Here is a 23,089-nt window from a genome sequence, read left to right on the forward strand (position 1 = left end):
TCCAAGCCTGTTGTGCATCGAGCGCCTCTTCTCTGTCTATCGGAAGTTGTCGAACTTGGCCGGCAACGGGGTGAGTTGGTTGATCATCCGGTAATTGGGAATGCTTTGCTTTAAGGCCGAGAGCGGATCCGTTCCAACCTTGGCAATGCCATTGAGTTCAACTTGGAAAAAGATTCGATTGTCTCGGCGGTCTGCGCCGGTCACATAACGCTGCACCACGGCCCGAGCCACCCAGCAGCCCCCATCGTATTCCACACCAGCCAGGGCCTCAATCAGGCCTGGTTGTTGGGTGCTGTCGGTGGTCTGCCGCTTCTGGATGGAGTGGTTGTAGCGGCCCACGGCATACCAGTCTCGAACAATGGGGGTCTGGAAGGCCAGGTCGACGGTGTTGATGGAGTTGCGCGTGAACCGGTAGGACAGGCTGACCGACTGGCCCAACTTGGGCTCGTACACCGTGCTGGCCGATGCCCCCTGCCAGCGTCTCAGGCTGCGTGTGTACTGCCCCAAGACATCCATGCGCCAAGACTTTGTAAGCCGTGCTGCCGACTCCAGGAGGATGTCAGATTCTTTGTCGGTTCGGAGCGATCCACCGGGCAGCGTGACCCGCTGGGCGCTCAGGTAGTGGGTTTGCGCCAGGGTGGCCCGAAAGAGTTCCTCGCCCGAGGACTGGCCCAGGTATCGGGTGGTCAGGGCTGCGGTCACCTGGTTCTGATCTGAAATTCGATCATGGCCGGTGAAGGACATTCCTGAGAGCAATTGCGAGAGGTTCACTCCCACGCTGCCCGAGTCGAAGACTGGATAACGGCTCTGATCGCGGTAAGGCGTGTAGGTGTAGGACAGTGTGGGCTCGAGGGTCTGCAGCAGGGAGGCCTCACCCCAGGAGGTGTCGCGCTCGAGGGTCATCTTGGTGGTGAGACTCGCCGTGGGCAGCACCCGGGAATACGACTCGGTCTGGGTACCAGTGTCGCCTACGTTGTTGGCATAAGCCCCGAGCGAACTCGACGACACCCGATACTTGTCGAGGGTACGGCTTGCACTGCCCTGGCTGCCTTGGCTGTAGTGCGTGGCATGCAGGCCAATCTTCGGCGTGACATCGAGAAAGGACAGCATCATTGGTGAGGTCACCGCGCCAGTCAGCACAAATCGGTTGCCCTCGGCCAGGGTGGGATGCCGGAATGCAGCGGCCTCCGCATAGCTGCTCCAATCGATCAACGGCCCGGCAGTGCCGCCCACTTGAATGGCCCGCTCGGTTCGGCTGGCAGCCACCTTGGGCATCCAAGAGTAAGGTGCAAGCACGGGCGCAGCCCGGTCCTGCAGCAACTGATATTCCTGGGCGGCCGCGGTCACAGCCCAGCCATACTGGTTGCTGGTGAGCGACAAGGTGGCCGGAAGGGTTCGCTGCGAGGCGGCCAGCAAGGAGCCACCGAAGTCTGCAAAGTAATCGTCGTCCGACACCCGAGTGATGTTGAGGCCCATGGAGAGGTTCGGGGCCAGACGGGTGGTGTGCACCAGGCTGCCCAAGGACCGAGACCGCCCCGCCACGCGATCGTGCGGCAGCGACTCCACCCCCACCACGCCAAGGTGGCGGTCACTCAGGTACCGAAACTCTGCTCCCAGTTGCACACCGCGCCGAGGCACCAGCTTGGGATAAAGGGTCATGTCGCGGTTCGGGGCGATATTCCAATAAAACGGCACGGTGAGTTCAAGGCCCAGGCGCGACGAATACGAGTACGAGGCCGGCAGGAGCCCTGTGCGTCGGCGGTCGGAGATGGCAAAGGAGATGTCGCCCATGTTGACCAGGGGCACGCCACCCCAGGTGAGCACAGCCCCTTGCGCATCGGCCACCTCACGAATCTGATCCACCAGCATGGTGCGCGCCTGTACCGTCCAGGCGGGACGATCCTTCGGGCAGGTCGTGTAGAGGGTGTCGATCAGGCGAGTGGCCTTGGGCTGCAGGAATTCGGCTGCCTTGGCCTGGCCACGGCCATTGATGGCCGAGATCTCGTAGGTCACATCCTCAAAGCGGCCCTGCATGGTCGAGAGCTTGAGGTCGAGCTTGGGGCCGGTGAAGAGTTCGCCCTCTCGGAAGAGTTGAACATTTCCCTCGGCTCGGATGCGATTGGGCACCAAATCGAAATCGATGCGATCAGCCTTGAGCGAGGTGCCCAGTTGCCGCATCTCTGCCCTGTTGACCAGCGTGATGGTGTCTTCGACCTGGCCATCGACGGTCTCCCCAAAAAAATACATCGGGGTCTCACTGTCGGTGAGGCCCACCCTCGCAGGGGCCTGAAGAGAGAGCCGCGGATCCACCCGGAGGCCTTGGCCGACATCTGCCCGGAGGGAGCATTCAGCAGCAAAGCTGGTTCCTGTGATGGCACCCATGAGCAGGGGCAGAACAAGGCGCATGTTCTATTATAGGAACGAAGCGTCTCCTCACATCTTTGCCCATGTCCCCCACCCCTGATCCGCGCCGCCTGGCTGCAGCCGACTGGCTCACGCAGTTTGCGCACCTCGACGTCGCAGGCCTCGCCCCAGCCTCAGCCGATGCGTCCTTCCGGCGTTACTTTCGCGTGGCCGATGCCGGTGGCGGCAGCTGCATTCTCATGGACGCACCACCCGAGCTCGAGCCCCTAGACGCCTTTTTGAGTGTGGCCAATCTCTTCGAAAAGGCGGGCCTTCGCGTGCCTCGACGCCTGGCGGTCTCGCAGGCGCAGGGCTTTCTGCTGCTCGAGGACTTTGGCAGTGAACCCTACCTGCCGCACCTCACGCCGAGCACCGCCCGGCCGCTCTACCAGTCGGCCTGGCAGGCCTTGGTTCGGCTGCAGGCCTGGGGGATCACGCAGCCCGCGGGAACCCTGGGGCTGCCCGCCTACAGTCGCACCAAGCTCCTGGACGAGATGGGCCTCTTCCAGACCTGGTATGTCGAGACCCATCTGGGCCAGACACTCTCTGCCGATGAAGCCCAGACGCTGAACCAGACCATGGCACGCCTGGCGGACCGAGCCCTCGCGCAGACGCAGGTCATCGTGCACCGTGATTTCCACAGCCGAAACCTGATGGTGCTGCCCGAGACGCTCACCCCGGATGGACAGCCCGGCATCCTCGACTTCCAAGATGCCGTGGTGGGCCCCTTGAGCTACGACCTGGTCTCACTGCTGCGAGACGCCTATGTGGTCTGGAATGAGGCCGAGCAGATTGACTGGGCGATTCGTTATTGGGAGGACGCCCGCCACGCGGGCATTGCCGTGCCATCCGACTTCGCCGAGTTCTGGGAGGACTTTGAATGGATGGGCCTGCAGCGCCAGTTGAAGGTCTTGGGCATCTTCGCTCGCCTCGCCCACCGAGACGGTAAAGAGAATTACCTCGAAGACATTCCCGCCGTGCTCGCCTACGCCACCAAGGCAGCCCACCGCTACCATGAGCTCGCCGGGCTCGCCCATCTGCTCGACCGACTGGGGAATGTCTCTCCCACGGCATTGACGCAACCATGAAGGCCATGATCCTGGCGGCTGGGCGCGGCGAGCGCATGCGCCCACTCACCGACCACACCCCCAAGCCCTTGTTGTTGGCGGGCGGCAAGCCCCTCGTGGTCTGGCACCTGGAGCGGCTCGCCCAGGCGGGATTCTCCGAGGTGGTGATCAACCTCGCCCACCTGGGTGAGCAGATCGAGTCGGCGCTTGGGTCGGGTGAGGCCTGGGGACTTCAGATTCGCTACAGCCATGAGCCCGCGGGCGCGCTCGAGACCGCGGGTGGCATCGCCACGGCCCAGCCCTGGGGGAAGACCAGAGCGCCTTTTTTACTCATCAATGGCGATGTCTTCTCCGACTGGGATGTCTCCGAGGCCCGAAAAATGGCGCAGGCCTCAGACAACACCCTGGGCCACCTGGTCTTGGTGCCGAGCCCAGCCCATCACCCGCAGGGTGATTTCGGGCTGCAGCCCGATGGCCAGGTCTGCCCGCGCGATGCCGCAGCCACGAGGCTCACCTACTCGGGCATGGCCGTGCTCTGGCCGGCCCTCTTCGACCACACACCAGCCCATGCACGCGCGCCGCTGGCCCCCCTGCTGCACGAGGCCATGGCCCAGGGCCGACTACGAGGCAGCCTGCACGCAGGCCAATGGATGGATGTGGGAACGCCTGAGCGGCTGGCCGCGCTTGACCACACCCTCGCAAGGGGGGGACCATCCCACTCATGAGCCTTGCACCACACCTGCTGCCCCTTCCCGTCTCTGGACCACCCCATGGGGAGCAGCATCGACGACGCCGAGACGCGCTCGCCCAGGCGGTGCTGCGGGCCAATGGCCAGGCCAGTGCAGTGGTGATCCTCTCCAGTGGCACGGAGATCATTCGCAACCGAGACAACCCATTCGCATTCCGCTTCAACAGCGACTTCTACTACCTCACGGGCTTTCCGGAGCCCGAGGCCTGGCTGGTGATGGTCATCAGCAGCCAGGGCGATCATCAAGACCTTCTCTTTTGCCGACCACGCGACCCAGAGCGGGAGATCTGGGATGGTGTTCGGGTCGGGCCCGAGCGCGCGGCCGAGCAGTTCGGCATGGATGCGGCCCATCCGGTGGCGCAGCTTGATGACACCCTTCGGCCCCACCTCAAGAACTGCAGCACCCTGGTGCTGCCACTGGCCGCCTCATCCGAGCTCGACCAACGCACCCGCAGCTGGATGGACCAGGCCCGAGCCCAGGCCCGTGGCGGTGTGGTCGCACCCCATCAGTTTCTCGATGCCGGCGATCTCGTGGCGGGACTGCGGCTCATCAAGGACGCGGCCGAGTTGGAGACCATGGCCAAGGCTGCAGGCATCTCTGCGGCGGCCCATGTTCGGGCCATGCGGACCACCCGGCCCGGCATGGCCGAGTATGAAGTGGAGGCCGGCCTCATTGCCGACTTCCGCCGCGAGGGTGCGCAGTCGGTGGCCTATGGCTCGATTGTGGCCAGCGGCCCGCACAGCTGCATCCTGCATCACCGTGCCGGCGACAGACGCATGCGAGCAGGCGAGATGCTGCTCATCGACGCAGGCTGTGAGCTCGATGGCTATGCGAGCGACATCACCCGAACCTTTCCTGTCTCGGGCCGATTCACCAGCGCTCAGCGCGACTGCTATGCCTTGGTGCTGGCGGCACAAGAGGCCGCGGTCGAGGCCACGCGACCTGGTGCGGCCTTCACCGACCCGCACGAGGCGGCTGTGAAGGTCCTGGCCCAGGGCATGATCGACCTGCATCTGCTGCCTGCACAAAGCATGGAGGCCGCCATCGAGTCGGGCGCCTATCGCCGTTTCTACATGCACCGCACCGGCCATTGGCTCGGGCTCGATGTGCATGATGTGGGCGACTATCGTCAGCCCCTGGCCGCAGGCATGGTGCTCACCATCGAACCTGGCCTCTACATCCAGCCGGCCGACGACGTTGCCGAAGATTTCTGGAACGTGGGCATTCGAATTGAAGACGATGCGGTGGTCACCGCCACCGGCTGCGAACTCATCACACGCGGGGTCCCCGTGGCAATCGATGCCATTGAAGACCTCATGACCCACATCACCTCATGAGCCGGCCCGCCTTGCAATTGGGGCCCCATCGGCTCCAGAACCGGGTCTTCATTGCCCCCATGGCGGGCGTCACCGACCGGCCCTTTCGGCAGCTCTGCAAGCAGCTTGGTGCCGACTATGCCGTGGGCGAGATGGCAGCCTCCAATGCCCTGCTCTGGGCCACGGAAAAAACCAGTCGACGCATCAACCACGATGGTGAGCCCTCGCCCAAGGCCATTCAGATCGCAGGCGCCGACCCCGACATGCTGGCCCAGGCCGCCCAGTTCAATGTGGCGAGGGGCGCTGAGGTCATCGACATCAACATGGGCTGCCCGGCCAAGAAGGTCTGCCACAAGGCTGCGGGCTCCGCCCTGCTGCAAGACGAGCCCTTGGTTCGAGACATCCTGGAGCACGTCGTGTCCGCAGTGCGGGCTGTGGCCGGCGACCGTGTGCCCGTGACCCTGAAGATTCGAACCGGCTGGGACCATGCGCATCGCAATGCGCCGAGCATCGCGGCCATGGCCGAGGACATTGGCGTGGCCATGCTCACCGTGCATGGCCGAACCCGGGCCGACAAGTTCATGGGCGCGGCCGAATACGACACCATTGCCGAGGTGAAATCGCGCGTGCGCATTCCGGTGGTGGCCAATGGCGACATCACCACGCCAGAGAAGGCCGCGGCCGTGCTGCGGCACACCGGTGCCGACGCGGTCATGATTGGCCGAGCGGCCCAAGGCCGGCCCTGGATCAGCCGGCAGATCCACCACTATTTAGAGACAGGCGAACAACTGCCCGACCCCACCGACGCCGACATCCACGGCTGGCTGCGTGGCCACCTGCTCGACCACTATGCCTTCTACGGCGAAGAGCGTGGCGTGCGCTCGGCACGCAAGCACATCGGCTGGTATCTGCGAGGCCTGCCGGGCAGCAAGGCCTTTCGGCAGTTGATCCTCGCGGCCGAGACGCCCGAGTCCCAACTGGCAGAGGTGGCCGCATTTTTCGAGGAGGCGCTGGCAGCATGAGGGCATCACCACCGCCAAAGCTTGAGGACGCCCTGGTGGCGAACCTCGACATCTATTTCGAGAACCTCGGCGCTCAGAAGCCCCACGCCCTCTACGACATGGTGGTCGAGGCCATGGAGCGCCCCCTCATTCGTTACGCCCTGGCCCGTTGCGACAGCAATCTGAGCAAGACCGCAGAGATGCTCGGCCTCTCGCGCAACACCCTGCGCAAGAAAATGACCCAACACCGCATTGAGATCTGAGGACACCGCATGCCCAACCTGCCAGCAGATGCCCTGACCAGCCCACGTCCGAACCGCCTGGCCGTGCGCCGTGCACTGCTCTCGGTGTCAGACAAGACCGGCGTGGTCGACTTCGCCAAGGCGCTTCATCAAAAAGGCATTCAGCTCATCTCCACCGGTGGTACCGCACAGGCCCTGCAGGCAGCTGGCCTGCCCGTCACCCCGGTGGAGGACATCACGCGCTTCCCAGAAATGCTCGATGGCCGGGTCAAGACGCTGCACCCCGCCGTGCACGGCGGCCTGCTGGCCCGCCGGGATCGTGAGGCGCACCTGCAGGCACTCGCCGCCGCGGGATTCGAGCCCATCGACCTGCTCGTGGTCAATCTCTATCCATTCGTGGCCACACTCGCCAAGCCGCAGGTGGGCTACCAGGAAGTCATCGAGAACATCGACATCGGCGGGCCGGCCATGCTGCGGGCCGCCGCCAAGAACCATGATGGCGTGGCCGTGGTGGTCGACCCACACGACTACCACTGCCTGCTCGAAGAGTTAAGCACCGATGCGCATCTTGGGTTTGCCACGCGGCAGGCACTGGCAGCCAAGGCCTTTGCCCACACTGCGGCCTACGACGGTGCCATTGCCAACTTCCTCACTGGCCTTGCGCCACTGGATGCCTCCGCGGCCAGGCCCGACAACACCGTCGAGCCACAGGCTCCCCAGTCCGCAAGTGCCCTGCCCAGAATTTTCAGCCTGCAGGTCGTTCATCGACAGACCATGCGCTACGGTGAGAACCCGCACCAAGCGGCGGCCTTCTATGCCGACCCACGCGCACCCGAGGGCTGCCTGGCCGGCTACACGCAATTGCAGGGCAAGGAACTCTCCTTTAACAACCTGGCCGATGCCGATGCGGCCTGGTCTTGCGTGCGAAGCCTGTCGGGCCCAGCCTGCGTCATCGTCAAGCATGCGAACCCATGTGGGGTGGCCCTGGGGGCCCACGCAGAGGAGGCGTATCGCAGGGCCTTCGCCACCGACCCCACCTCCGCCTTTGGCGGCATTCTTGCCTTCAATGTGGCCCTCGATGCGGCTGCGGCCCAGGCCATCTCTGGCCAATTTGCAGAGGTGATCATCGCGCCGCAGTTCAGCCCAGAAGCGCTGTCTGTCTTTGCGGCCAAGCAGAACCTTCGCCTGCTCACCGTGCCCCTGGGCAAGGACACGGCGATCGCCAGTGGCCTTGACATCAAGCGCGTGAGTGGCGGCTTGTTGCTCCAAACCCCAGATCGCAACACCCTCTCGGCAGCAGACCTGCAGTGCGTCACCCACAAGAAGCCCACGGCCGAGCAGGTCCAAGACCTGCTCTTTGCATGGAAGGTCGCCACCTGGGTCAAGAGCAATGCCATTGTCTTTTGCAGCAGCGGCCAGACCCTCGGGGTGGGCGCTGGCCAGATGAGTCGGCTCGACTCCGCCCGCATTGCCACCATCAAGGCCGAGCATGCGGGCCTGTCGCTCCAGGGGTCTGTGGTGGCCTCCGATGCCTTCTTCCCCTTTCGAGACGGCCTCGATGTGGTGGCCGAGGCGGGCGCGGTGGCCGTGGTGCAGCCCGGCGGGTCTGTTCGGGATGACGAGGTGATCGCCGCCGCCAACGAGCGCGGCATTGCCATGGTCACCACCAGCATGCGCCACTTCCGACACTGATTCATGCGGCTCATCGGCATCGACCCCGGCCTGCGCCGGACTGGCTTTGGTGTCGTGGAGATCGTGAGCCGTCAGAAGGCCATCTACCTGGGCAGCGGTGTCATTCGACCGCCCACCGACCGGCCCGAGCCGGAGCGCCTGGGCCTGCTCTATGCAGGCATGCAGTCCGTGCTCGCCCAGTACGAGCCCACGGCGGCCGTCATCGAGCAGGTCTTCGTGAATGTGAACCCGAGGTCCACCCTCTCCCTGGGGCAGGCCCGCGGTGTGGCCATAGCAGCCCTGGCGGCTGCATCGCTGCCCGTCTCTGAACTCACCCCCTTGAAGATCAAGCAGTCCATCGTGGGCACCGGCCGCGCGACCAAGGAGCAGGTGGCCCACATGGTCTGCCGCCTGTTGGGCCTTGCCCAGCCGCCGAGCGCCGATGCTGCCGACGCATTGGCCTGCGCACTGGCCTTCTGGCATGCTCAACGCCCATGATCAGTCAACTGCGCGGCACCCTCATTGGCCTGCAGCCCCCGAGCGTCATCCTCGATGTCCAGGGTGTGGGCTACGAGGTCGAGGCCCCCATGAGCACCATCTACAACCTGCCGGCCGTGGGCCAGCCGCTCAGCCTGCTCACCCACCTGGTGGTGCGGGAGGATGCCCAGCTGCTCTATGGCTTTAAGACCGAGGCCGAGCGGCATGCCTTTCGACTGCTCATCAAGATCTCGGGCATTGGTCCGCGCATTGGGCTGGCCGTGCTCTCCGGCCTCACCGTCGATCAACTCTCGCAGGCCATCAGCCTGCAAGACCCTGCCAGCCTGACGCGCGTTCCCGGCATTGGGAAGAAAACAGCCGAGCGGCTGGTGCTCGAACTCAAGGGCAAGCTTGCCCCCGCCCTGCCCAGCCCAGGGCTGTCGGGCAGGCCAGACACCACCGCGGAAGTGCTTCGCGCACTTGGCGCCTTGGGCTACTCGGAGAAAGAAGCCATGGCCGCCTGCCAGGCCCTGCCCGAGGATGCCACCGTCTCCGATGGCATTCGCCTGGCCCTAAAGCAGCTCTCACGCCTGTAGTCGAGGGTCACAGGTCGCCCGGTACACTTAGGGGCATGATCGAACACGACACCGATCGCCTCATCAGCCCCGAGCCTGCAGGTCAGCAAGAAGAAAGCCTGGAGCGGGCGCTGCGCCCCCTGTGGCTCAAGGAATACATCGGCCAGGGCAAGGTGAAGGATCAGCTCCAGATCTTCATCGAGGCGGCCCGCCAGCGGCAAGAGGCGCTCGATCACACCCTGCTCTTTGGCCCGCCGGGCCTGGGAAAGACCACCCTGGCCCACATCCTGGCCCGAGAGATGGGCGTGAACCTTCGGCAGACCTCGGGCCCCGTGCTCGAGCGGGCTGGTGACCTGGCAGCCCTGCTCACCAACCTCGAGCGAAACGACATCCTCTTCATTGATGAGATCCATCGGCTGAGCCCCGTGGTGGAAGAGATCCTCTACCCGGCCCTAGAGGATTACCAGATCGACATCATGATCGGCGAGGGGCCGGCCGCGCGCTCCATCAAGCTCGACCTGCAGCCCTTTACCCTGGTGGGCGCCACCACGCGGGCCGGCATGCTCACCAACCCGTTGCGAGACCGCTTCGGCATCGTGGCGAGGCTTGAGTTCTACAACACCGAAGACCTCACCATCATCGTCCATCGCTCGGCTGCGCTGCTGAAGGTCGCACTCAGCGACGATGGTGCGCAAGAGATCGCGCGCCGAGCCAGGGGAACGCCTCGGATCGCCAACCGACTCCTGCGCCGCGTTCGGGACTACGCACAGGTCAAGGGTGCCGCAGAGGTCAATGCCAAGGTGGCCGATGCCGCCCTGGCCATGCTCGAAGTCGATCAACAAGGCTTCGACCTCATGGACCAGAAGCTCCTCGAGGCCATCCTCGACAAGTTTGGCGGTGGCCCGGTGGGCATCGACAACCTGGCTGCCGCCATTGGGGAATCCAAAGACACCATCGAGGATGTCCTGGAGCCCTACCTCATTCAGCAGGGCTTTCTACAACGCACGCCCCGCGGCCGAATGGCCACAGCCAGTGCATGGGCCCACTTTGGCCGTCCTGCACCGGCCACCCCCTCCAATGCATCACTCTTTTCACCGTCACCGAAGGAATGACCATGGCCGCGCCCACCGCCGACCTCTCCGTTGCCACCCTTGTCCTGCAGGCGAGCCTGCCCGTTCAGCTCGTCATGGCCCTGCTGGTCTTCATGTCGATTGCCTCTTGGACCGTGATCTTTCGCAAGCTCATGGCCATTCGTCAGGCCAAACGCCAGGCTGAAGAGTTCGAGAAAGCATTCTGGTCGGGCGGTGAGCTCATGGCCCTCTACGAGCGCGTGGGACAAGGCGCCTACGGTTTTGGGCTGGCGAAAGTGTTTGAGGCAGGCATGCGTGAGTTCCTCAAGCTGCGCCAGCAGGCCAAGGCCGATCCAAGCCTCATGCTCGAAGGCGCAAGGCGCGCCATGCGGGCCAACAACCAACGAGAGTTCGACGGCCTGGAGCATGGCCTTCCATTCCTCGCAACGGTGGGATCGGTGAGCCCCTACATCGGCCTCTTCGGAACGGTCTGGGGAATCATGCATGCCTTCACCGGGCTGGCCAACATTCAGCAGGCCACGCTGGCCAGCGTGGCGCCCGGCATTGCCGAGGCCCTCATTGCCACGGCCATTGGCCTGTTCGCAGCCATTCCCGCGGTGGTGGCCTACAACCGATTCGCCACCGACCTCGATCGACTCTCCATGCGCTTTGAGAGCTTCATGGAAGAGTTCTCCAACATCCTGCATCGGCAGCACTGACATGGCCGGCCCAAGCCCTGGCGGACGCCGTCGCCGCATGATGAGTGAGATCAATGTGGTGCCCTACATCGATGTCACCCTGGTGCTGCTCATCATCTTCATGGTGACGGCCCCCATGATTGTCACCGGCAGCATCGACCTGCCCCGAGTGGGCCAGTCGGCCCAGCAGCCTGCAGTGGCCATCGAGGTGGTCATTCGCAAGGACGGCAGCCATGCCGTGCGCAAACGTGAGCAAGGTGCCAAAGAGGAGCGCGTGACCCGCTCTGAACTCCCCGATGCCGTTCGCAAACTCATGCAAGAGCCCGGAGCCCCCGTCATCATCCTGGCCGAGCGGGAGGTGCGCTACGACACCGTGGTGCAGGCCTTGAATGCCCTTCAGGCCGATGGCATCGGCCGAGTGGGCCTGGCTGTGCGGCAAGAGTAGGCCAGCCCCAGCCACGCCCATGAGCAGTCTGGCCCACCCACCTCCTTTCGCTCGGACAAGTCGGCCCGGCGAGGCCGCGCAGTCGGCCGTCTCGTTCGCTGCAGCCATGGGCATCCACCTGCTGCTGGCCGCCGCCTTGGTGGTGTCCATCGACTGGCGCACCGCGGACCTCGAGGTGGTCCAGGCAGAACTCTGGTCGAGCCTGCCCGCCGAGCGAGCGCCTACCCCGCAGGCCGAGACACCCCCACCAACACCAGCGCCCATCAAGCCAGCACCGCCGGTACCCCAGCCCACGCCACCTGTGCCGGCGCCCGACATCTCGTTGAAGAAGGCCAAGGAGGAGGCAGCCAAGCGGGAGGCTGCAAAGCGGGAAGCTACAAAGGCGCAGGAGGCCAAACAGCGTGAAGAGGCCAACAAGCGTGCTCAGGCAGAGAAGGCTGCCCAACGACAGCGCGAAGCCCTGCGTCAGGCCGAACTCGATCGCATCAACAAAAGCCTGGGCCTCGATGCCAAGGCCAAGGCGAGCAGCCAAGGGAAAGATGTCGCCTCCAAAGCCGGTGTGGCGGGCGGTGCCGAGCAAGGCGTACGCTCGGGCCTGCTGGCAGGCTACCAGGACGCCATTCGCGCCAAGATCCGGTCTCGCATTCTGGGCTTCGACCCCGCTCGAGCGCCGACCAACCCCGAGGTGATCTACATCGTGGAGCAATTGCCCACCGGACAGATCAGCGAGATTAAGTTGCAAAAGGCCAGTGGCATGCCCGAGTGGGACGCCACGGTTCGGCGAGCGATTGAACTCAGCGACCCACTTCCCAAGGCCGAAGACGGCAGTGTTGAGCGACGACTGGAACTTCGCTTTCGCCCCCTGGACAAACGCTAATGGTCCGTTGTCACACCCCCTTCGTATAATGAGGTCATGACCTCTATCCACACGGCAGCCTCCGCCCTGCGACCCCTTGCCGTCTGGGCAATCGGTCTGCTGTTCGCCAGCTCCGCCGCGGCCCAAGGCCTGCGCATCGACATCACTGGGGTGGGAGACAAGCAGATTCCCGTCGCTGTGGCACCACTGGTGCCAGCCTCACCCAACGAGCGCGTCTTTGCAGAGACCGTGCAGGAAGTCCTTGAGGCCAATCTGCGTCGCACAGGGGCATTCAACCTCCTGCCCGTGGGTCCGCAATTCCCTGTGCTCTCAGACAACACCCCGTTGTCGCAAGACCTCTTTCTTCGCTGGAAGAATCAAGGTGCCTCCGCACTGGTCGTGGGCAGCATTGCTCGACAGCCAGATGGCAAGGTCGACCTGCGCTTTCGGCTGCTCGACAACCTCAAATCCGTCGACCTGGGTGGCCTCTCACTCGTCACCGAGGCCACACAGCTCGATGCCCGGCGCTCCGCACACAAGGTGGCCGACTATGTCTACGAGAAACTCACTGGGGAGCCCGGATTCTTCTCCACGCGTCTGGCCTATGTCCGCAAGGAGGCAGGTCGACAGGTCCTGATCATTGCAGACTCTGACGGCGAGAATGCCCAGCCTGCTCTACGATCCTCGGAGCCCATCATCTCTCTGGCCTGGTCGCCCGATGGCAACAAGCTCGCCTACGTCTCCTTCGAAAGCGGGAAGGCCGTGGTCTATGTCCATGAACTCCAGACCGGCCGACGCACCGTGGTGGCCAACTACCGGGGCAGCAACAGCGCACCGGCCTGGTCACCCGATGGCAAGCAACTCGCCGTGGTGCTCACCAAAGACGGCAGCTCACAGGTTTATGTGATGAGCGCCGATGGCAGCAGCCCAAGGCGGGTGTCCCGGGCCAATGCCATCAACACCGAACCTTCTTTCTCTGCCGATGGCAAGACCATCTACTTCACCTCCGACCGCGGCGGCAGTCCGCAAATCTACAAAGTGGCGGCCGATGCCAGCAGCCCCCCCGAGCGCATCAGCTTCACAGGAACCTTCAATGCCAGGCCCATGGTGAGCCCAGACGGCAAACTGCTCGCCTTCGTGGCCAGACGAGATGGTAAGTTTGTGATCGGTGTTCGCAACCTGGAGAGCGGCGAGGAGCGTCTGGTGAGCACGGGTCCCAAGGACGACTCCCCGAGCTTTGCCCCCAACAGCCGCTGGATCATTTTCTCAAGCCGCATCAATGCGCGCGACACCCTCTCGGCTGTCTCCGTCGATGGCCGTGTGCGCACACGCATCAGCCTTGATACCGCTGGCATCCGCAACCCTGCATGGGGCCGCATGCCCTGATCCAAAGGATTCAACCCCATGACACCCAGCGCCCGATCAACACGCGCTTTTCTAATCACCCTGACCAGCGTCTTCATGGCAGGCTGTGCCTCTGTGAGCCTCGATGAACCGGATGGTCCAGGCCGCAGCAGAGGCGGCGCGGCGCCCATCGTGTCCGCCCCGGGCATGGGCGGCGATGGCGCCCGTCGAGATGCCCAAGGCCTGAGGGCCGACGAACAGGCGGTCACGGCCTCCGGGTTCACCTCGGCCGACCTTCAGGCGGCTGGATTCGATGCGGCTGGACGTGCCTCCATCTTTTTTGAGTTCGACCGCACCTCCATTCGGCAGGAGGATGTTCCCGTGATTGAACAGACGGCACGACTGATGAAATCCAACATGCGCGCCAGCCTGCTCATCGAGGGGCACACCGATGACCGGGGCACGTCGGAATACAACCTTGCATTGGGTCAACAACGGGCCGAGGCCGTGCGCAACGCCCTCTCGGTGCTGGGCGTCAATGAGCAGCAGCTCACTGCGGTCAGCCACGGGGAAGAAAAACCGAGAAGCACCGAAGCCACCGAGGCTGGCTACACCATGAACCGCCGAGCAGACCTTCAAGTTCAATGAAAACTCAGTCCCATGTTGTGGTCGCGGGGCTGATGGCCGTGTTGTCCATGCCGGTCTCTGCGCAGTTGTTTTCAGATGATGAGGCGCGGCGAGCCATTCTCGACCTAAGGGCCAAGGTTGTAGCCCTTGAGGCAGACAACCAGGCCCTGTCTGGCCGACTCGATGGCATGGCCCGTGGCCAATTGGAGCTTTTCTCTCAGATTGAGAAGCTCCGGGAAGACCTGGCAAACCTTCGGGGCACGCTGGAGCAGACCAGCCAGGCCACCACGGTGAACAAACAGCAGCAGAAGGAGCTCTTCCAGAACCTCGAGCAGCAGCTCCAGCAGGCCGATGCCCGGCTGCGTCAGTTTGAACCTCAGCCCTTTGAGATCGACGGCCAGGCGCTCACCGTCAGCCCGGGCCAGAAGCAGGCCTTCGAGGCCATCCAGGCTGCGATTGCCGCGAAAGACTTCAAGACAGCGTCGAGCCAGTTGGTGCGGTTCAACCAGAGCCACCCCACTTCCCCCTTGGCGCCCTGGAGCCTCTTTTTTGAAGGAACGGTTCACTACGCTCAGAAAAACTTTCAGAGTGCCATCCGTGCCCTGCGCAGCCTGCAGGAGCGCCATCCACAACATCCAAAAACAGCCGACGGCATGTTGACGTTGTCGGCCAGCCAGGTTGAGGTCGGCCAGACCACCAACGCGACCCAGACCCTCCAAGAAATCATCAAGCGCTTCCCGAACACGGACCAGGCCAAGACCGCCAGGTCGCGGCTGGCGAGCATCAAGCCGCCCGCCAAGAAATGATCACGCCTGCCGAGTTGCTCGAGCTGCGCCAGCAGGTCATTGGGCTTGGTCTTTTCATTGGCATTGCCTTCGGTGCCATCTCACAGGCCACACGCTTTTGCACACTCGGGGCGATCGCCGACTGGGTGGTGGTTGGCAATCGCGCCCGAATGCAAGCCTGGTGGGTCGCCATGGCCGCTGCCGTGCTCGCCACCCAGGCCTTACTGGTCGTGGGCCTGCTGGACAACGCGGACTCCTTCTACACGGCCCCGCGTCTCATGTGGGCCTCCAACCTCATCGGCGGACTCCTCTTTGGTGCCGGCATGGTGCTCGCCTCTGGCTGTGGGGTGCGTACGCTGGTTCGCATTGGTGAGGGCAGCCTCAAGGCAGTGGTGGTCTTTCTGGTGATGTCACTCGCTGCACTCATGACCATTCGGGGCCTCACAGCCATCTGGCGCTCCGAGACCGTCGAACGCCTCTACATCGACCTCGGCAGCCGACAAGACCTGCCCACCCTTCTGTTCGGTGCGGAGACGGCGGATGGCGCGGGCCGAATGGTCGTCGCCATGGTGCTGGCCGGCCTGCTGCTTTTGGCTGCATTCTGGAAGGCCCAATGGAAGAGGAGCCTTGTTCCCATGCTCGGCGCACTGGTCTTGGGCTTGCTGATTGCTGCGGGCTGGGCCACCACAGGCTGGCTGGGCTTCTTGTCGGAGCACCCCGATACCCTCGAGGCGGCCTTTGTGGCCACCAACAGCCGCAGCCCAGAGAGCCTCACCTTCGTGGGGCCGCTGGCCTACAGCCTTGAACTCCTGCTCTACTGGAGCGACCGCAGCCAGACCATCACCTTCGCCATTGCCACCGTGCTGGGCACCACACTGGGCTCGCTGGGCTCTGCCCTCGCTCGAGGTCGATTCAAGCTCGATGGCTTCAAGACCAACCAAGACCTTCTGAGCCACCTTGTCGGTGCCGTTCTCATGGGCGTCGGAGGAGTAGTGGCCATGGGCTGCACCATTGGCCACGGCATGAGTGGTCTGTCGCTCCTGGCCCTGGGCTCGATCATCAGTCTCCTGGGCATTGTGGCTGGCGCCTGGGCCACGCTCAAAGCACTCGAGCGCGTTTGACCCGTTTTCCAGCCAACGCTAGAATTGCGGGCTTCGCTTGTGCAGTTTGGGGTGGTAGCTCAGTCGGTAGAGCAGCGGACTTTTAATCCGTTGGTCGTGGGTTCGAGTCCCACCCACCCCACCATAATGTCAGGCATGCGTAGTCTCAATCCCGTGAGCCAAATTCCTCCGGCAGGCCAACAAGTACGCCTGGTTCTGGTCGCCCTTTGCATTGCCGCACTGTTGTTTGTTCCGCTGCGGGTTGCAGCAGACGAAGTACTGAGCAAAAGTCTGGTCACAAAGACTTTTTCCAATTCATTCTCCGACTGGAGTGTCTCGCTAAGAGAGTCTTACGAGATGGGCGATGCAAAAATCGCGGTCAACGGCACATACGACTGGACTCAACTCTCGCTGACCTCGATCGGCATTCTCAAGATCACACCCGAGTACCTGCCCAATCAGTTAAAGCGGCCGAAGAGACTGAGGGTGTCGGTTGAAGAAAACCAGGCCGGCAGCAACAAGACACTACAACTGACCGACGAGCAACTTCTCAGCATCATCGCGTCGTTTCAGAAGGCAATGCTGCCCGAGTACTCTGTGACGACAATCATCGACCTTATTGGAGGGGTGTCGCAGTATCACTTCACCCTCTATGAGGTCGGTCAGAATCCTCCGATGGACAGGGTGGCAATCGAGACAAAAGGCTGCTGGCAACAATGCATTCGGCGCTGAGCCGCTGCGGAAAGGCCCACGATGGGGCTTGGAGCATCCAAGATCAGTGCTGCGAATCGGCGACCACTTGGCCTACATGAGCCAGAGCATGAGCCCGGCCATGAGCACCATGCCGACATCCTCCACGATCGTCACCGTGCTCATGGGCAGGTTAAAGACCGTGCCGAGGCAGGCACACTGAATCTGGGTGCGGCGGGCCACCGCCTGAATCACACCCACGGCCGAGAATGACATGACCACGATGGTGGCCCAATGGGTGAGCACCGGATTAAAGTTGGTGAGATAGGCCACCCCAAGGGCGAGCTCCACATAGGGGTAGATGTGACCCCATCCCAGCCAGCGGGCTGCGAGCAGGTCGTACTGTGCATAGGCGGTTGCAAATGCGCTCACATTGAGCAGCTTGAAGAACGAGAACACCAGGAAGAATCCGGCCATGAAGTAGCGCATGGTCTCCATGGCATCCACACCCGCTAGGCCATGCAGACCAACCTGAACCAGCACGCTCGCACCGAGAATGAAGGCCACGATCAGCAGCAGGGGCCGATACACCGCCAAGAACGATGGGCTGGGCGGTGGCTCCAAACGGGTGGTTGCAACTCCTGGCTTGGAGGCCTGCTCTCCAGCAGGCAGCAGGCGATACGACCCCGCGGCGGCGACCGCCTGAGCCAGGGCGTTGAAATCAGCGCGGGGTTCAGTGAGGGTCACCTGCATTGGGGCCAGTGATACCGAGACGTCTGTTGCGAATGGCCGTAGGGCAGCATCCAGTTTTTTGACACAGGCACCGCAGTGGAGGCCCTCAAGTGGGTACGTGATCATGACCACATCATAATCAAGGCTCGATCGTGCCCACGTAAGATAAGGGCGTCATGAAAAAAGCCCTGGAGGTTTCCCACCAGGGCCTCTCGAAGTTCAATAGCTTTACTTCTTGGGTGCTTCTTTGCACTCTTTCTTGTCTTTGTTCTCAGCCTTTTTGCAGTCGACTTTTTCGGTCTTCTTGTCGTCCATTTTGCCACCGCCATGGCTCATGGCGAAGGCGGGGGCGGAAGCGAGAAACAAGGCTGTGGTCAGTGCAGTGATTGCGGATTTCATGGTGTCACCTTTGATGGGTTGTGAAGACATGCGATTGGATTTGCTCGAATGCATCAACAAAACCACTCGAGTTGATGAGTATGGAAAGATGCAGGCAAGGCCGTCAAGCGGTTTCGGCGTGAACGGATGACACCCATGATGAAAACCACCCTGCTCGCGCTAACAACCCTCTTAGGCTTGGGGCTGATTCAGCCGCTCTTGGCCCAGACGCGAAGCATTCCAGTTGATAGCAAAGTTCTTTTGACGTTGGACGATGCATCGGCGGCCAGTCGCAACGGCGAACCCAATGCCTCGGTGCGCGCATGGCGGGCCCGCCCCGACGACATCAGCCTGGCCACCGCCGCCGCAAAGCAAGCCTTCATCGCCGCCATGGACCAAGGCGATGCGCGATGGCTCGGCAATGCCCAGGCCATGCTCTCCCAGTGGTGGGAAGCAACCGACACACTGCCTGCGGAAACCCTTTTTGTCCGAGGCCTTGTTCGGCAGGGCTTGCACGATTTCGTCGGTGCCCAGGGCGACATTGCGCGCGCCATGCAGAAAGACCCCCAGCGGCCCGAGTACTGGTCCTGGCACTTGGCCATCGACATGGTGCAGGCGCGGCTTGATCAGGCCCAGAAGACCTGCGACCAAATCGGCCTGCGTTTCGGCCAGGCAGAGCAGCAGAGTTGCCAGGCCGTGCTGCACCAACGGGCTGGCCGGCCCAAGGAGGCCATGGCCTTGCTCAATGCACTGGCGAAGCACCCAGACCATCAAGGGCCTCGGGCAAAGGAATGGATCGCCTTTCATCGCGGCGAGGCATATCGCGTGGCTGGCGACCAGGCCCAAGCGCTCAACATTTGGCGCTCCCACATGAAGCAGACGGAGCAGCAACCCCATGGCATGCTCGTCGCAACAGTCGAGCTGCTCAACGACCTTGGCCGTCACGAGGACGCCTGGCAGCTCAACCTTCAGAGGTCTCGTTCAGATGCGCTCTTGGTGCAGGCCATTCGCTCTGCCCGTGGGCTTCAGCGCCCCGAGGCCGATGCCTTATTTGAGGAGTTCCAGCAGCGGCTGGCCCACCAGCAACAACGCGGCGACCTGATGAATGAGCGGCCCGTCATCGTCTTTCAGCTCGATGTGCTCAACCGACCAGACCAGGCGCTTGCGCTTGCGCAGTCGGCCTGGGCCACCCAGCGCGAGCCAGCCGATGCTGTCCTCTATGCAAGGGCAGCAATCCTCCAGAAGGATCATTCCGCCGCACAAACGCTGTTGGCCTGGCAGGCCCAAACAGGCTACCGCGAGCCGCGATTGGATGCGCTGTTCGACGAACTCAAGACGCTGCGCGACGGCGCCGGCGCAAGGCCAAGGCCATGACCCCTTACATCCCTTCACCGATGGAGGCCCTCAGACTCGGCCGTCTGCTCCAAGCCGGCCTGCTCCTGGTCCTATTCGCGCTCACACCAGTCAGCCCGTCGTGGGCACACTCGGGCAGCAACACCTTCATCGAACTGCGAGAGGAGCCCAGCGGTCTGGTCATGCGCGTGGACCTCCCGCTGCGAGACCTCGCCCTGACATTCGATCTCGACCTCAACCGCGACGCAGAGATCACCTGGGGCGAACTCAAGCAGCAGCAGACCATCATTGAGGACTGGCTCCTCAAAGGGCTTGCGCTTCAAACACCGAAAGGCCCCTGCCGACTCGAGGCGCCGCAATGGGCCGTGGCCGAGTATGGGTCAGACCACCACCTGAGCATCGAACTCTCAGGCGTCTGCGATGCCCGAATGGCAGAAGAACCTGTATCGCTTCGCTACGGGCTGTTCTTCGATCAGAACATCTTGCACCGGGCCTTGGTGAAGGGACGAATCGGGGATGCAGCCTGGAGTGCGGTGCTGAGCCCAGATCGCCCGCTGGCCACGCTCGACCCGAGAGAGAACAGTGCATTTGCGGTGCTCTCCGACTATCTTGTGGAGGGCGTGTGGCACATCTGGATTGGCGCAGACCACATCTTGTTTTTGCTGGCCCTGCTGTTGCCGAGCGTCTTTCAACGTCGGGGAGATCGCTTCGGCGACTGGCGTCCCTACGCCACCATCCGCCCGGCGGCACTCAATATTCTGGGCATTGTCACGGCCTTCACGGCGGCCCACTCCATCACCCTGGGCCTGGCCGTGCTTGGTGTGCTCAGCGTGCCGTCAGAGGTGGTTGAACCCGTCATTGCAGCCTCAGTCGCCATGGCGGCACTGGGCAATCTGCATCGACGAACCGTGCACTACCGGTGGCAGATTGCGTTTGCCCTGGGCCTGGTCCACGGCTTCGGATTTGCGAGTGTTCTCGAAGACCTTGGTCTGCCCTCGGAGCAGCTCGCCATCGCACTCATCGGATTCAACGTGGGTGTGGAACTCGGGCAGTTGGCCATTGTGGCGGCCTTCGTGCCACTGGCCTGGGCACTTCGGCGCACAGGCTTTTACCGCTGGGGCATTTTGGTGGTGGGCTCCATCGGCATCGCCGCCGTGGGCCTGACCTGGTTCATCGAACGGGTGATGGGCGCGTTGGCCTAAACCAGGCTCAGTGCAGCATGCGTTCGGTCTCTTCGCCTTCGGCCTTGAGCGAAAAGGCAGAGATGGTGGCCTCAAACGGCTGGGCATCCTCCGTGATGCAGAAGTAAGTGCCGTGCATGCTGCCCATGGGGCTTTGAATGCGCGTGCCGCTCGTGTACTGAAAGGATTCCCCCGGCTGCAGGTAGGGCTGCTTTCCCACCACGCCCAGGCCACGCACCTCCTGCCGATGCCCAAAGGAGTCGTCGATCACCCAATGGCGGGCAATCAGTTGTGCGGCCACATCTCCCGTGTTGGTCACGGTGACCGTGTAGGCAAAGCCCCAGAGGTTTTCCTGCGGGGATGACTCGTGGGCCAGATACTGAACGGCTACATCGATTTTGAAATGAGGGTTCGCCATGGTCGCCACTGAGTGTATGCGAAAGCGTTCCAGAACCGCTCCTGGAAGACCCCCTCCGCTCGCAACGCCCCTCAGGGCTTGGGCTTTTTAAAGGCATCTCGGAAACTGTCTGAAGTCGCCTTCATCCGCTCCTCCATGCTCTCGCAGTCGGCCACCAAGGTCATTTCAGGCTTCACCAGAATGGGGCCGGTCTCGTACTGAAAATCGGGGTAACGGGTGTTGGCAATGAGCCGAACACGCTCGGTGGGAAGCGCCTGCACCGTGGCCTTGCCCTGGTAGAACGCGGCCGTGAGCCCGCTGGGTGTGACCTTGACCATGAACGATTCATCGGAATACGGGCACTGGTTGTCGAGCCTGACCAGCACCCTCATGGGCGCATCCGGCGCCAGCAGTGCCTTCACGGGCTCCGTGAGCGTCTCGACCGACACAGCCGAGGAATCAATTTTTTCCGTGAGGGCAAAAACCCCCCAGACGCTGCCCACCGTCACAGCCACCGCAGCCACCGCAATGCCTGCGACTTTCCATGGACTCATGCCACCGTCATCGGCGGCCGAGGAACTGCTCCAGAACTCTCTGCTGCGCGGGTCCGGCTCGGGGCTGCTCGGTGGGGCCGACCCGGGCTTCTCGGATGCGCCAAGCACCTGCGTCTGCTCGCGCTCTGCTGCCAACTCCTCAACCGTTCGACCCCGAATCACCATGCCATGCACTCCTCTTTCCGAAACTCTAATGGATCTGGGGGGCGCCGACCAGCACATGCCTTATCCTGACGGCTGATTCAACCCCCGTCTCTCCTAGACCTGTATGCACACGCTCTTGTTGGCGTCGCAGTCACCGCGGCGTCTCGCACTGCTGCGCCAAGTGGCTGCCCCCTTGGGCCTGGCCGTGGACCCCTGCGGATTTCCGCCTGGCCTGGACCCGGAATCGTTGGAATCACTCCAGGCCAATGAATCTCCGCGCGACTATGTGGCGCGGGTCACGAGAAACAAGTCCGATGCCGCCTGGTCGCATCGGCTCAAACAAGGACAGCCGCTTCACCCGTTGATCACGGGCGACACCACGGTTGCACTCGAGGGCACCATCCTCGGAAAGCCCACGGATGAAGCGCATGCCAAGGCCATGCTGGAACAACTCTCGGGCCGAACACACGATGTCTTTACCGCGGTGGGCCTTCGAACAACCCACGGTTACGAAAACGCACTCAGCCACTCCCGCGTGACCTTTGCCAAGCTCCACTCCGACTGGGTGGACTGGGTGGTCGCCACGGGTGAACCCATGGACAAGGCCGGCGCCTATGCCATCCAGGGCCATGCCGGCCTCATGATTCAGCGCATCGAGGGCAGCCCATCTGGCATCATGGGGCTTCCATTGTGTGACACCACTGAACTGATTCGGGCGGCCTTGAACACCTCTGCTGCATCCCATGGCTGAGATCAACTTCTCCATCGACCGCGGCCGTTTCAAAGGCTTGAGCCTCACGGCCAGGAAGCCTGAGCGACTGGCCTACTTCGATGCCCACGACCTCACCGCACAGGAACGCCTGCTCTATCAGGTCTGGGCAAGCCCCAGCCTCAAGACCAGGGTCTTCACAGGCGGGCAGTTGGTGCTCTCGGCCGGCGAAGTTCCACACGATGCCTTTGTCCTCATCTCTGGTGAAGTGAGTCTTCAGACCGGCAACCATCAATACAAGCTTGGCCCTGGCAGTGTCATTGGCCTGGCCCAGGGGCTTGCGCATCAGCCTCTCACGCACGACATTCGAGCCAACACGGTCACGAACTGCAAGGTCATTCCCATCGATGCGGCCTGCCGCGAGATCGCGCGGATCAACCCGGGGCTCAAGGGCCTCTTTCGACTCACCCTGGGCCGCATTCTTGGGGAGGGCCAGCCCCTGCCCGACTGGCTCACCCGATAGCC

The 23,089-nt window shown here is 63.0% G+C and carries 26 protein-coding genes and 1 tRNA gene; 22 read left to right on the forward strand and 5 right to left on the reverse strand.

Features of this window, described 5'->3' with window-relative positions:
- Nucleotides 1-36 precede the first annotated feature (36 nt).
- Nucleotides 37-2,406 (reverse strand): LPS-assembly protein LptD, encoded by a 2,370-nt coding sequence (locus tag AC8GDA_RS07505; RefSeq protein ID WP_506555912.1) that lies wholly within the window; start codon nt 2,404-2,406, stop codon nt 37-39.
- Nucleotides 2,407-2,447: 41 nt separating this feature from the next.
- Between AC8GDA_RS07505 and AC8GDA_RS07510 the strand changes: the two genes are divergently transcribed.
- From AC8GDA_RS07510 to AC8GDA_RS07595, 18 genes are all read left to right on the forward strand, one after another.
- Entirely contained in the window at nt 2,448-3,491 is a 1,044-nt protein-coding gene (locus AC8GDA_RS07510; protein ID WP_506555913.1) for an aminoglycoside phosphotransferase family protein, read from the forward strand.
- Nucleotides 3,488-4,195: an N-acetylmuramate alpha-1-phosphate uridylyltransferase MurU gene (murU, locus tag AC8GDA_RS07515; RefSeq protein WP_506555914.1), complete on the forward strand. Its 708-nt coding sequence runs from the start codon at nt 3,488-3,490 to the stop codon at nt 4,193-4,195. Before AC8GDA_RS07510 ends, murU begins: the two co-directional genes overlap by 4 nt.
- The gene (locus AC8GDA_RS07520; protein WP_506555915.1) at nt 4,192-5,556 is read left to right on the forward strand and encodes an aminopeptidase P N-terminal domain-containing protein; all 1,365 of its coding nucleotides are present in this window, start codon (nt 4,192-4,194) and stop codon (nt 5,554-5,556) included. The genes murU and AC8GDA_RS07520 overlap by 4 nt, the downstream gene beginning before the upstream one ends.
- An 11-nt stretch (nt 5,557-5,567) precedes the next feature.
- Nucleotides 5,568-6,557 carry a tRNA dihydrouridine synthase DusB gene (gene dusB / locus AC8GDA_RS07525; protein ID WP_506557220.1) on the forward strand — a complete coding sequence of 330 codons (990 nt, stop codon included), beginning with the start codon at nt 5,568-5,570 and terminating at the stop codon, nt 6,555-6,557.
- A complete protein-coding gene (locus AC8GDA_RS07530; protein WP_506555916.1) occupies nt 6,554-6,799 on the forward strand; it encodes a helix-turn-helix domain-containing protein in 246 nt (81 codons plus the stop codon). Before dusB ends, AC8GDA_RS07530 begins: the two co-directional genes overlap by 4 nt.
- Before the next feature lie 9 nt (nt 6,800-6,808).
- A complete protein-coding gene (purH, locus tag AC8GDA_RS07535) occupies nt 6,809-8,470 on the forward strand; it encodes a bifunctional phosphoribosylaminoimidazolecarboxamide formyltransferase/IMP cyclohydrolase (protein ID WP_506555917.1) in 1,662 nt (553 codons plus the stop codon).
- A gap of 3 nt (nt 8,471-8,473) precedes the next feature.
- A complete protein-coding gene (gene ruvC, locus AC8GDA_RS07540; protein WP_506555918.1) occupies nt 8,474-8,947 on the forward strand; it encodes a crossover junction endodeoxyribonuclease RuvC in 474 nt (157 codons plus the stop codon).
- Nucleotides 8,944-9,522, forward strand: coding sequence for a Holliday junction branch migration protein RuvA (gene ruvA / locus AC8GDA_RS07545; RefSeq protein ID WP_506555919.1), 579 nt, complete (start codon nt 8,944-8,946; stop codon nt 9,520-9,522). Before ruvC ends, ruvA begins: the two co-directional genes overlap by 4 nt.
- Nucleotides 9,523-9,557: 35 nt before the next feature.
- Nucleotides 9,558-10,613: a Holliday junction branch migration DNA helicase RuvB gene (gene ruvB, locus AC8GDA_RS07550; protein WP_506555920.1), complete on the forward strand. Its 1,056-nt coding sequence runs from the start codon at nt 9,558-9,560 to the stop codon at nt 10,611-10,613.
- Between the two features lie 2 nt (nt 10,614-10,615).
- Nucleotides 10,616-11,290, forward strand: coding sequence for a protein TolQ (tolQ, locus tag AC8GDA_RS07555; RefSeq protein ID WP_506555921.1), 675 nt, complete (start codon nt 10,616-10,618; stop codon nt 11,288-11,290).
- Between the two features lies 1 nt (nt 11,291).
- Nucleotides 11,292-11,714 (forward strand): ExbD/TolR family protein, encoded by a 423-nt coding sequence (locus AC8GDA_RS07560; protein WP_506555922.1) that lies wholly within the window; start codon nt 11,292-11,294, stop codon nt 11,712-11,714.
- On the forward strand, nt 11,674-12,591 hold the full coding sequence (gene tolA, locus AC8GDA_RS07565; protein ID WP_506555923.1) for a cell envelope integrity protein TolA: 918 nt from the start codon (nt 11,674-11,676) through the stop codon (nt 12,589-12,591). Before AC8GDA_RS07560 ends, tolA begins: the two co-directional genes overlap by 41 nt.
- A 36-nt stretch (nt 12,592-12,627) precedes the next feature.
- Entirely contained in the window at nt 12,628-13,956 is a 1,329-nt protein-coding gene (gene tolB, locus AC8GDA_RS07570; RefSeq protein ID WP_506555924.1) for a Tol-Pal system beta propeller repeat protein TolB, read from the forward strand.
- 18 nt (nt 13,957-13,974) lie between these two features.
- Nucleotides 13,975-14,562, forward strand: coding sequence for an OmpA family protein (locus AC8GDA_RS07575; RefSeq protein WP_506555925.1), 588 nt, complete (start codon nt 13,975-13,977; stop codon nt 14,560-14,562).
- Complete coding sequence (gene ybgF, locus AC8GDA_RS07580) at nt 14,559-15,347, forward strand: tol-pal system protein YbgF (RefSeq protein WP_506555926.1); 789 nt, start codon at nt 14,559-14,561, stop codon at nt 15,345-15,347. The genes AC8GDA_RS07575 and ybgF overlap by 4 nt, the downstream gene beginning before the upstream one ends.
- The gene (locus tag AC8GDA_RS07585) at nt 15,344-16,447 is read left to right on the forward strand and encodes a YeeE/YedE family protein (RefSeq protein ID WP_506555927.1); all 1,104 of its coding nucleotides are present in this window, start codon (nt 15,344-15,346) and stop codon (nt 16,445-16,447) included. Before ybgF ends, AC8GDA_RS07585 begins: the two co-directional genes overlap by 4 nt.
- Nucleotides 16,448-16,495: 48 nt before the next feature.
- Nucleotides 16,496-16,571 (forward strand) — tRNA-Lys (locus AC8GDA_RS07590).
- A gap of 11 nt (nt 16,572-16,582) precedes the next feature.
- A complete protein-coding gene (locus tag AC8GDA_RS07595) occupies nt 16,583-17,158 on the forward strand; it encodes a hypothetical protein (RefSeq protein WP_506555928.1) in 576 nt (191 codons plus the stop codon).
- A 72-nt stretch (nt 17,159-17,230) separates the two neighbouring features.
- Here AC8GDA_RS07595 and AC8GDA_RS07600 read toward each other — a convergent pair whose 3' ends face one another.
- Nucleotides 17,231-17,974: a heavy-metal-associated domain-containing protein gene (locus AC8GDA_RS07600; RefSeq protein WP_506555929.1), complete on the reverse strand. Its 744-nt coding sequence runs from the start codon at nt 17,972-17,974 to the stop codon at nt 17,231-17,233.
- Between the two features lie 102 nt (nt 17,975-18,076).
- Nucleotides 18,077-18,247, reverse strand: a complete 171-nt coding sequence (locus AC8GDA_RS07605) for a hypothetical protein (RefSeq protein WP_506555930.1) — start codon at nt 18,245-18,247, stop codon at nt 18,077-18,079.
- 135 nt (nt 18,248-18,382) lie between these two features.
- On the opposite strand from AC8GDA_RS07605, the gene AC8GDA_RS07610 reads away from it, so the two are divergent.
- Complete coding sequence (locus tag AC8GDA_RS07610; RefSeq protein WP_506555931.1) at nt 18,383-19,600, forward strand: tetratricopeptide repeat protein; 1,218 nt, start codon at nt 18,383-18,385, stop codon at nt 19,598-19,600.
- Entirely contained in the window at nt 19,597-20,781 is a 1,185-nt protein-coding gene (locus tag AC8GDA_RS07615; RefSeq protein ID WP_506555932.1) for a HupE/UreJ family protein, read from the forward strand. The genes AC8GDA_RS07610 and AC8GDA_RS07615 overlap by 4 nt, the downstream gene beginning before the upstream one ends.
- 7 nt (nt 20,782-20,788) lie before the next feature.
- Here AC8GDA_RS07615 and apaG read toward each other — a convergent pair whose 3' ends face one another.
- Together apaG and AC8GDA_RS07625 are read right to left on the reverse strand one after the other, a co-directional pair.
- Nucleotides 20,789-21,178, reverse strand: a complete 390-nt coding sequence (gene apaG, locus AC8GDA_RS07620; protein WP_506555933.1) for a Co2+/Mg2+ efflux facilitator ApaG/CorD — start codon at nt 21,176-21,178, stop codon at nt 20,789-20,791.
- A gap of 71 nt (nt 21,179-21,249) precedes the next feature.
- Nucleotides 21,250-21,876, reverse strand: coding sequence for a hypothetical protein (locus AC8GDA_RS07625; RefSeq protein ID WP_506555934.1), 627 nt, complete (start codon nt 21,874-21,876; stop codon nt 21,250-21,252).
- A 103-nt stretch (nt 21,877-21,979) separates the two neighbouring features.
- Here AC8GDA_RS07625 and AC8GDA_RS07630 point away from each other — a divergent pair, with 103 nt between their 5' ends.
- Nucleotides 21,980-22,606: a Maf family protein gene (locus AC8GDA_RS07630; RefSeq protein ID WP_506555935.1), complete on the forward strand. Its 627-nt coding sequence runs from the start codon at nt 21,980-21,982 to the stop codon at nt 22,604-22,606.
- Nucleotides 22,599-23,087: a cyclic nucleotide-binding domain-containing protein gene (locus tag AC8GDA_RS07635; RefSeq protein ID WP_506555936.1), complete on the forward strand. Its 489-nt coding sequence runs from the start codon at nt 22,599-22,601 to the stop codon at nt 23,085-23,087. Before AC8GDA_RS07630 ends, AC8GDA_RS07635 begins: the two co-directional genes overlap by 8 nt.
- Nucleotides 23,088-23,089: the final 2 nt, after the last annotated feature.

Origin of the sequence: Hahnella aquatica (SeqCode), assembly GCF_965194505.1 — a bacterium.
GTDB classification, from domain to species: Bacteria; Pseudomonadota; Gammaproteobacteria; order Burkholderiales; family Burkholderiaceae_A; genus Hahnella; species Hahnella aquatica.

Bases quoted from the DNA above. Each gene is read 5' to 3' on its own strand.
- AC8GDA_RS07600 (WP_506555929.1), bottom strand. From the start codon at position 17,974: ATGATCACGTACCCACTTGAGGGCCTCCACTGCGGTGCCTGTGTCAAA.
- AC8GDA_RS07530 (WP_506555916.1), top strand. From the start codon at position 6,554: ATGAGGGCATCACCACCGCCAAAGCTTGAGGACGCCCTGGTGGCGAAC.
- AC8GDA_RS07625 (WP_506555934.1), bottom strand. From the start codon at position 21,876: ATGGTGATTCGGGGTCGAACGGTTGAGGAGTTGGCAGCAGAGCGCGAG.
- ruvA (WP_506555919.1), top strand. From the start codon at position 8,944: ATGATCAGTCAACTGCGCGGCACCCTCATTGGCCTGCAGCCCCCGAGC.
- AC8GDA_RS07610 (WP_506555931.1), top strand. From the start codon at position 18,383: ATGATGAAAACCACCCTGCTCGCGCTAACAACCCTCTTAGGCTTGGGG.
- ybgF (WP_506555926.1), top strand. From the start codon at position 14,559: ATGAAAACTCAGTCCCATGTTGTGGTCGCGGGGCTGATGGCCGTGTTG.
- AC8GDA_RS07560 (WP_506555922.1), top strand. From the start codon at position 11,292: ATGGCCGGCCCAAGCCCTGGCGGACGCCGTCGCCGCATGATGAGTGAG.
- tolB (WP_506555924.1), top strand. From the start codon at position 12,628: ATGACCTCTATCCACACGGCAGCCTCCGCCCTGCGACCCCTTGCCGTC.
- AC8GDA_RS07505 (WP_506555912.1), bottom strand. From the start codon at position 2,406: ATGCGCCTTGTTCTGCCCCTGCTCATGGGTGCCATCACAGGAACCAGC.
- AC8GDA_RS07585 (WP_506555927.1), top strand. From the start codon at position 15,344: ATGATCACGCCTGCCGAGTTGCTCGAGCTGCGCCAGCAGGTCATTGGG.
- AC8GDA_RS07630 (WP_506555935.1), top strand. From the start codon at position 21,980: ATGCACACGCTCTTGTTGGCGTCGCAGTCACCGCGGCGTCTCGCACTG.
- tolA (WP_506555923.1), top strand. From the start codon at position 11,674: ATGGCATCGGCCGAGTGGGCCTGGCTGTGCGGCAAGAGTAGGCCAGCC.
- tolQ (WP_506555921.1), top strand. From the start codon at position 10,616: ATGGCCGCGCCCACCGCCGACCTCTCCGTTGCCACCCTTGTCCTGCAG.
- ruvC (WP_506555918.1), top strand. From the start codon at position 8,474: ATGCGGCTCATCGGCATCGACCCCGGCCTGCGCCGGACTGGCTTTGGT.
- apaG (WP_506555933.1), bottom strand. From the start codon at position 21,178: ATGGCGAACCCTCATTTCAAAATCGATGTAGCCGTTCAGTATCTGGCC.
- AC8GDA_RS07510 (WP_506555913.1), top strand. From the start codon at position 2,448: ATGTCCCCCACCCCTGATCCGCGCCGCCTGGCTGCAGCCGACTGGCTC.
- AC8GDA_RS07520 (WP_506555915.1), top strand. From the start codon at position 4,192: ATGAGCCTTGCACCACACCTGCTGCCCCTTCCCGTCTCTGGACCACCC.
- AC8GDA_RS07575 (WP_506555925.1), top strand. From the start codon at position 13,975: ATGACACCCAGCGCCCGATCAACACGCGCTTTTCTAATCACCCTGACC.
- ruvB (WP_506555920.1), top strand. From the start codon at position 9,558: ATGATCGAACACGACACCGATCGCCTCATCAGCCCCGAGCCTGCAGGT.
- AC8GDA_RS07635 (WP_506555936.1), top strand. From the start codon at position 22,599: ATGGCTGAGATCAACTTCTCCATCGACCGCGGCCGTTTCAAAGGCTTG.
- purH (WP_506555917.1), top strand. From the start codon at position 6,809: ATGCCCAACCTGCCAGCAGATGCCCTGACCAGCCCACGTCCGAACCGC.
- AC8GDA_RS07605 (WP_506555930.1), bottom strand. From the start codon at position 18,247: ATGAAATCCGCAATCACTGCACTGACCACAGCCTTGTTTCTCGCTTCC.
- murU (WP_506555914.1), top strand. From the start codon at position 3,488: ATGAAGGCCATGATCCTGGCGGCTGGGCGCGGCGAGCGCATGCGCCCA.
- AC8GDA_RS07595 (WP_506555928.1), top strand. From the start codon at position 16,583: ATGCGTAGTCTCAATCCCGTGAGCCAAATTCCTCCGGCAGGCCAACAA.
- AC8GDA_RS07615 (WP_506555932.1), top strand. From the start codon at position 19,597: ATGACCCCTTACATCCCTTCACCGATGGAGGCCCTCAGACTCGGCCGT.